This window comes from Streptomyces sp. CO7 (assembly GCF_053474865.1).
Window position 1 is genome coordinate 799955 of the sequence record NZ_JBRIOU010000002.1, and the last position, 1943, is coordinate 801897.

Below are 1943 nucleotides of genomic sequence, written 5' to 3' on the forward strand. Positions count from 1 at the left end.
CGGGCGACCAGGCCGCTCACCGGCGTCGACACCTTCCCGGGGCCCGCGCTCGGGCCCCAGTGGGAGTGGAACCACAACCCGGACACCAGCCGGTTCACCGTCGGCGGCGGGCTCACGCTGCGGACCGCCACCACCACCTTCGACCTGTACTCCGCCCGCAACACGCTCACCCACCGCATCCAGGGCCCCACCTCGACCGCGACGATCGTCCTCGACCACTCCGGCATGCGTGACGGCGACCGCAGCGGACTCGCCCTGCTGCGCGACTCCTCCGCCTGGATCGGCCTCAAGCGCGACAACGGCACGACCCGCGTGGTGATGGTCAACGGCATCACCATGGACGGCGAATGGAAAACCAGCAGCACGGGCGCCGAGGCCGCCGGAGCGTCCGTCACGGGCAGCCGGATCTGGTTGCGCGCCACCGCCGACATCCGCCCCGGCAGCGGCCGCCAGGGACGTTTCTCCTACAGCACCGACGGCGTGACCTTCGCCCCGTTGGGTCCCGCCCTCACCCTCAAGAACGAGTGGCAGTTCTTCATGGGCTACCGCTTCGGCATCTTCAACTACGCCACCGTCGCCCTCGGCGGCTCGGTCCGCGTCGAGCGCTTCGAGCTGACCCCGGGATCCGGCTCCGCCACCACCTCCGCCGTCAGCCTCCGGGCCCGCGCCAACGACCGCTACGTCTGCGCCGACAACGCGGGAGGCTCCCCACTGATCGCCAACCGCACGAGCGTCGGCGTCTGGGAGACGTTCGACCTCGTCGACCTCGGCAACGGCGACGTCGCGCTGCGGGCCCGCGCCAACGACCGCTTCGTCTGCGCCGACAACGCCGGAGCCTCCCCGCTGATCGCCAACCGCACCAGCGCGGGCAACTGGGAGACGTTCCGCCGGGTGAACAACGCCGACGGCACCGTCAGCCTGCGCGCCCGGGCCAACGACCGGTACGTCAGCGCCGCGGACGGCGGCGCCTCTCCGCTGATCGCCAACCGCACCTCGATCGGCCCCTGGGAGTCGTTCACCCTCACCCCGGCCTGAGGCACCGGTGGCCCCCGTTATGGGGGTGTGCGTGACGGATGAGAGGGTCGGAGGGTGAGTGAGACGAAGACCCCGGCCCTCCAATTCCGCTTCGACGGGCCGGAACACGCTCCCGTGCTGATCGTGGGGCCCTCCCTCGGCACCACCTGGCACATGTGGGACCGGCAGGTTCCCGAGCTCGCGCGGCAGTGGCGCGTGCTGCGCTGGGACCTGCCCGGGCACGGCGGGGCGCCCGCCTACCCCGCCGGGTCGGTCGCCGAGCTGGCGGCCCGGCTGCTGGCCACCCTCGACGGGCTGGGCGTCCGCCGCTTCGGGTACGCGGGCTGCGCGCTGGGCGGCGCGGTCGGTCTGGAACTGGCGCTGCGGCACCCCGAGCGGGTCGCCTCGCTGGCGCTGATCGCCGCCTCGCCCCGCTTCGGCACCCCGGACGAGTTCCGCCAGCGCGGCGTGGTGGTGCGCAGCAACGGGCTGGAACAGATCGCCCGTTCGTCCCCGGAGCGCTGGTTCACCGGCGGGTTCGCCGCCGCCCAGCCCGCCATCACCGAGTGGGCCGTGCAAATGGTCCGCACCACGGACCCCGGGTGCTACATCGCCGCCTGCGAGGCGCTCGCCGGGTTCGACGTGCGCGCGGAGCTGGGCCGGATCGGCGTGCCGACGCTGGTGCTGGCCGGGTCCGACGACCAGGTCACCGGCCCCGCCGAGGCGCGCACCCTGGTCGCCGGCATCCCCGACGCCCGTCTCGCGGTGGTGCCCGGCGCCTCCCACCTGGTGCCCGTGGAGCAGCCCGCCGCCGTCACCGACCTGCTGGTCCGGCACTTCTCGTCGGCCTGGCCGACCGGCCCCGAGGGCCTTGCCGGGCCGTCGGTCTCCTCCGTGAGCCAGAGCGTGTCCCGCCCCCGGGCCATGCC

At 73.8% G+C, this 1943-nt stretch carries 2 protein-coding genes; both read left to right on the forward strand.

The window, feature by feature from the left end; all coding sequences use genetic code 11:
- The coding region (locus tag ACOV8S_RS05615; protein WP_448316411.1) for a beta-xylosidase family glycoside hydrolase at positions 1-1035 on the forward strand (1035 nt) is incomplete at its 5' end.
- 54 nt (positions 1036-1089) lie between these two features.
- On the forward strand, positions 1090-1943 hold an 854-nt coding region (locus ACOV8S_RS05620; RefSeq protein WP_448316412.1), incomplete at its 3' end, for an alpha/beta fold hydrolase.